5 protein-coding genes and 1 pseudogene are annotated in these 5,185 nt (G+C 64.3%); 2 read left to right on the top strand and 4 right to left on the bottom strand.

Features of this window, described 5'->3' with window-relative positions; genetic code table 11:
* Positions 1-165: pseudogene (locus Q0S16_RS19675) on the top strand (enoyl-CoA hydratase); the annotation flags it as partial.
* 142 nt (positions 166-307) lie between these two features.
* Here Q0S16_RS19675 and Q0S16_RS19670 read toward each other — a convergent pair.
* The 3 genes from Q0S16_RS19670 to Q0S16_RS19660 are packed head-to-tail and all read right to left on the bottom strand — an operon-like array spanning position 308 to position 2,486.
* A complete protein-coding gene (locus Q0S16_RS19670; RefSeq protein ID WP_295851860.1) occupies positions 308-685 on the bottom strand; it encodes a DUF6285 domain-containing protein in 378 nt (125 codons plus the stop codon).
* Positions 675-1,685 carry a phosphotransferase family protein gene (locus Q0S16_RS19665; protein WP_295851858.1) on the bottom strand — a complete coding sequence of 337 codons (1,011 nt, stop codon included), beginning with the start codon at positions 1,683-1,685 and terminating at the stop codon, positions 675-677. The genes Q0S16_RS19670 and Q0S16_RS19665 overlap by 11 nt, the downstream gene beginning before the upstream one ends.
* Before the next feature lie 9 nt (positions 1,686-1,694).
* Positions 1,695-2,486: an enoyl-CoA hydratase/isomerase gene (locus tag Q0S16_RS19660; RefSeq protein ID WP_295851854.1), complete on the bottom strand. Its 792-nt coding sequence runs from the start codon at positions 2,484-2,486 to the stop codon at positions 1,695-1,697.
* Positions 2,487-2,648: 162 nt separating this feature from the next.
* Here Q0S16_RS19660 and Q0S16_RS19655 point away from each other — a divergent pair, with 162 nt between their 5' ends.
* Positions 2,649-3,428: an SDR family oxidoreductase gene (locus Q0S16_RS19655; RefSeq protein ID WP_295851852.1), complete on the top strand. Its 780-nt coding sequence runs from the start codon at positions 2,649-2,651 to the stop codon at positions 3,426-3,428.
* Between the two features lie 163 nt (positions 3,429-3,591).
* Here Q0S16_RS19655 and Q0S16_RS19650 read toward each other — a convergent pair.
* On the bottom strand, positions 3,592-5,185 hold a 1,594-nt coding region (locus Q0S16_RS19650), incomplete at its 5' end, for an NAD(P)/FAD-dependent oxidoreductase (RefSeq protein WP_295851849.1).

Genomic DNA, 5,185 nt, shown 5'->3' with positions numbered 1-5,185 from the left:
GCCTCAAAGCAGGCGATCCAGAAGGGCATGGAAGTATCATTGCCGCATGCGATGGCCGAGCAGCGCGAATATCCCGCGGTGAAGGCGATGGTGGCGTCGGAGGATTACATCGAGGGACCGAAGGCGTTTTCGGAAAAGCGCGCACCGCTGTGGAAGGGTAAGTAGAGCTCCAACCTCCACCCGTCATTGCGAGGAGCCCTTGCGACGAAGCAATCCAGTCTTGCCTTGTGGCTTTCTGGATTGCCGCGTCGCTTCGCTAAGGGGAAAGCCGCAGGCTTTCCCCGACCTCGCAATGACGGCGGAGGGGTTATCGCTTGGTATCGATTTCCCGCTTATACGCCGCGTAGTTCGGCTGATCGACGGCCAGCTTGGCGAGCGTCGTCCGCCACAGATGCTCCTTGACGCCGGGCGTCTCGAGATCAACATCGCCCTGCGCGATGCGGTCGGCGAGATCCTGGTTCAATCCCGCCAGCGTACCCTGGACGCCGAGCAGTAGGGTCAGTCCGTGCAGTTCGCTGGCATCGCTGCCGTCCTGCAACGAGAGCTGTCGCGTCACCAGGTCGAGCGCGTTGATCGCCACCCGCAGCTTGAAGGCGGCATGGCCGGTGATGACCGGCGCGATCTCGCTGCGCAGGAAATCGGCGACCGCCGTGGTCAGCTCGGCCGGTTTCGGTTCATCCTGCATCTCGACCTCGCGGGGATAGTAGCCGTAGCAAATCGATCTCGGTCTCCGACGAGCGCCGTCCGATCATCGCGCGTTCCATGGAATGATCCGGACCGTCACGAAAGCGCTGCATCATGCCGCAGCACATCACGCCCCAGCGCAACGTGCCCATCACTTCCCAGAATTTGACGCGGGCCGGATCAACCGTGCCGCCGCCCGCCATCTCATAACCGGCGAACAGCTCCTCGCGGCTGCCGAAACCGCCCACCGGATGGTCGATCTCGCCGAACCGCCACGAATTCACACAGATCCAGCCGAGATCCTCCATGGGATCGCCGAGATGGGCGAGCTCCCAGTCGAGCACCGCCCGCATGCCGTCGGGGCCGATCATCAGGTTGCCGTGACGGAAATCGCCATGCACCAGCGTGAGGCGCTCGCCGGCGCCGGGATCGTGATCGCGCAGCCAGCGCAGCGCGAGCTGGAACACCGGACGTGGCCAATTGAAGCCGGCGATGTCGCGCGCCAGCTCATCGATTTCCGCCGCCGCCGTCATGCGGCGAAGTTCCGGCAATTGCCCGAGTGGCAGGCCATGGATGCCGGCGAGGATGCCACCAAGCTGGCGCGCCAGTTGAGGTCGTATCGCCGCAAAGGGCGCATCGCGCAGGATCTTGCGCGGGATGGTTTCGCCCTCGATCCGCTTCATGATGAAACCGATGCCGAGGCCATCGGCCTCGGTCAACACATGCAGCACTACCGGCACCGGCACGCCGGCCTGATGCGCGCGGCGGATCAGCGCGGCCTCGGTGACCAGCCCGCAGGCCCGCCCCGACGCCGCGCCATAGCCCTGCGGCGCCCGGCGCAGGATGGCGCCGATGACGCCATCGGGATGCGCGATATCGAACGACCAGGTCTCCTGGCTGGCGCCGCCGGACAGCCGCGCCACCTCCGAAACCCCGGTCGCGCCGTCGCACCACGACGCGATGCTGGCCGCGAGCAGATCCTGCGTTGTGATCGCCACCATCCGGGCGGCCTATTGGCCGGTAAATTTCGCCGGGCGCTTTTCCAGAAACGCCGAGACGCCTTCCTTGAAGTCCGTGCTGCCGCCGGCGATGCGCTGCGACTGCACCTCGAGATTGATCTGGTCCTCGAAGGAATTCTCGGTGCTGTCCCAATACAGCTTGCGGATCAGCGACAGTGCCAGCGTCGGGCCGTTGGCGAGGTCATGCGCCATCTTCAGGGTCTCTTCCATCAAGACCGCATCGTCGAACACGCGGTTGACCAGTCCCCATTCCAGCGCCTTTTCCGCCGGCAACCGTTCGCCGAGCAGCGACAATTCCACCGCGCGGGCCTTGCCGATCAGCCGCGGCAAGATCCAGGTCGAACCGCAATCCGGCACCAGGCCGATGCGACGGAAGGCCTGCAGGAAATAGGACGACCGCGCGCACAGGATCAAATCGCCCATCAGCGCGAAGCTCATGCCGGCGCCGGCCGCCGGGCCGTTCACCGCCGTCACGATCGGGCAATGCAGGCCACGCAGCCGGCGCAGGAACGGATGGAAGGCCGTCTCCAGCGTCGCACCGGCACCGCCGCGCTTGGTCACGTTATTGTTGCGGCCCTGCAGATTGGCGCCGGTACAGAAGGCGCGGCCGGCGCCGGTGATGACCAGGCAGCGCACCTCGGCGCGGCGCTCCTCGATCTCGTCGAGCGCCTCGCCGAGACCGCCGAGCATGTCCACCGACACGGCATTCATCACCTCCTGATGATCGAGCTTCAGGATGGCGACGGCGCCGTCGATGTCGAGCGTGACGTGCTTGAACTGCATGGTTTCCTCACGGGGGTTTCCGCGTGTTTATTCCGCGGTGTGGAAGCATAGAATGTCGAGCACCATATTTGATTTTTCGCGCGCGCTTGTCCATGCTTGCCGTCGAACGTCTGACCTCATCTGAACGCACGACCAACGTGCGCCGCACCCAGGAAACGCCCCATGAGCATCTTCGATCTGAGCGGCCGCGTCGCCATCATCACCGGCGGCAATGGCGGCATCGGCCTCGGCATCGCGCAGGCGCTGGCGACCGCCGGCTGCAACGTCTCGATCTGGGGCCGCAACGCCGGCAAGAACGCCGACGCCGCGGCGACCATGGCGTCCTGCGCCGGCAAGGTGGATACGCAGCTCTGCGACGTCACCGATACCATTTCGGTGAAGGCCGCGATGGACGCCACGCTGCAGACATTCGGCCGGGTCGATGGCTGCTTTGCCAATGCCGGGATCGGCGGCGGCGGGCGCCACGCCTTCATCGACCGCACCGAGGAACAATGGCGCAACATGTTCGCCACCAATCTCGACGGTGTGTTTCATGTGTTCCAGGTGGCGGCGCGGCACATGACCGAGCGCGCCGAAGCTGGCGATAAATTCGGCCGGCTGGTGGCGACGTCGAGCCTGGCCTCGATCTTCGGCACCGCGCGCAACGAACATTATGCCGCGACCAAGGCCGCGATCAACGCGCTGGTGCGCGCCCTCGCGGTGGAACTGGCGCGGCAGGGCGTGACCGCGAATGCGATCCTGCCCGGCTGGATCAAGAGCGACATGACCGCCGGCATCATGGCCAACGAAAAATTCGTTGCCAATGTGATGCCGCGGATTCCGGTGCGCCGCTTCGGCGAGCCGTCGGATTTCGGCGGCATCGCGGTCTATCTGATGAGCAAGGCGTCGTCCTACCACACCGCGGATACGTTCCTGATCGATGGCGGCTATACGGCGTTCTGAGCTTGTCATTGCGAAAAGCCCTTGCGACGAAGCAATCCAGTTCTCTCTTCGCTTGCCGCTTGCTGGATTTCCGCGTCACTTCGCTACGGGGAAAGCCAATTGGCTTTCCCTGACCTCGCAATGACGGGGGATAGGGCGTCGATCATCTTTAGGTCAACCCGCGCTAGCTGATCGCCGCCGCCTTCGGCTTTGCTGCCACCGTCATCGCGAAGCCTTCATAATCCTTCGCCGCGACCTCGTTGCAGATCTGCCGGTAGACACCGACACCGCCGATATAGGGCATGAAGATCTGCGGCTTGCCGGGGATGTTGGCGCCCATGTACCAGGAATTGGCCTGCGGATAGAGCGTATTGCCGGCGACCTCGTTGACATGCGCGACCCATTTGTCCTCGGCCTCCCGCGTCGCTTCCATACTGTCGACGCCGCGGTCGCGCTGATAGGCGAGGCAGTCGGTAATCCAGTCAACATGCTGTTCGATCGAGACGATCATGTTGCTCAGCACCGACGGGCTGCCGGGGCCGGTGACCATCAACAGGTTCGGGAAACCGGCGCTCATCAGGCCGAGATAGGTGCGCGGCCCCTCCGCCCATTTGTCGTTCAGCGTCTGGCCATTGCGGCCGCGAATCTCGATCTTCGCCACCGAGCCGGTCATCGCATCGAATCCGGTGGCCAGCACCAGCGCGTCGACCTCGTAATCCCGTCCGCCGCTGCGCACGCCGTGCGGCAGGATCTTCTCGATCGGATGGCTGCGAATGTCGACCAGTTGCACATTGGGCCGGTTGAAAGTGGCGTAATAGTCGGTATCGACGCAGATGCGTTTGGAGCCGACCGGATGGTCGTTCGGCTGCAACAGCCTGGCTGTCTCCGGATCGGTGACGATCTCCGCGATCCTGTCGCGGATGAAGTTGGCAGCGGTGTCGTTGGCCGGCTGGTCGAGCACGAGATTATTATAGACGCCCATGAAGGTGAGCCCGCCGCTATGCCAGCGCGCGGCATATTTTTCGCGGCGGATTTCTTCCGGATCTTCCAGCGCGCCGCGGTCGGGAACGGCCTGCACGATGCCGTTCTTCATGTCCTCGCGGGCGCGGCGACGGATTTCCGGATAGTTGTCGCGGAACGATTTGCGCTCGTCGTCGGTAAGCTTCGCGTTACGCGCGGGCACGCTGAAATTCGCGGTGCGCTGGAACACCGTGAGCTGGCTGGCCTGCGCGGCGATCACCGGGATCGACTGGATCGCCGACGAGCCGGTGCCAATCACGCCGACCCGACGTCCGGTGAAATCCACCTGCTCATGCGGCCAGTTTCCGGTATGGTAGATATCGCCCTTGAAGTCCGCCATGCCCTTGAATTCAGGGGTGCGGGCGTTCGACAGACAGCCGGTCGCGAGCACGACATGGTGCGCGCCGGTGCTTTTTCCGTCGGAGGTCTTCACGGTCCACTCGTTGCGATGCGCATCGAACACCGCGCTCTCGACGCGGGTGTCGAACTGGATGTCGCGGCGCAGGTCGAAGCGGTCGGCGACATGGCTGGCATAGCGCAGGATTTCCGGCTGCGGCGCGTAGCGTTCGCTCCAGTCCCACTCCTGCTGCAGTCTTTCGTCGAACGAGAACGAGTACTGCATGCTCTCGACGTCGCAGCGCGCGCCCGGATACCGGTTCCAGTACCAGGTGCCGCCAACGTCGCCGCCTTGCTCAAATACTCGCACCGAAAAGCCAAGCCCGCGCAGCTTGTGCAGCAGATAGAGCCCGGCAAACCCG

It is taken from the genome of Tardiphaga sp., assembly GCF_025356345.1.
GTDB lineage: Bacteria > Pseudomonadota > Alphaproteobacteria > Rhizobiales > Xanthobacteraceae > Tardiphaga.
The sequence above is the reverse complement of the archived record's forward strand: the minus strand, read 5'-3'. Positions and strand labels throughout refer to the sequence as shown.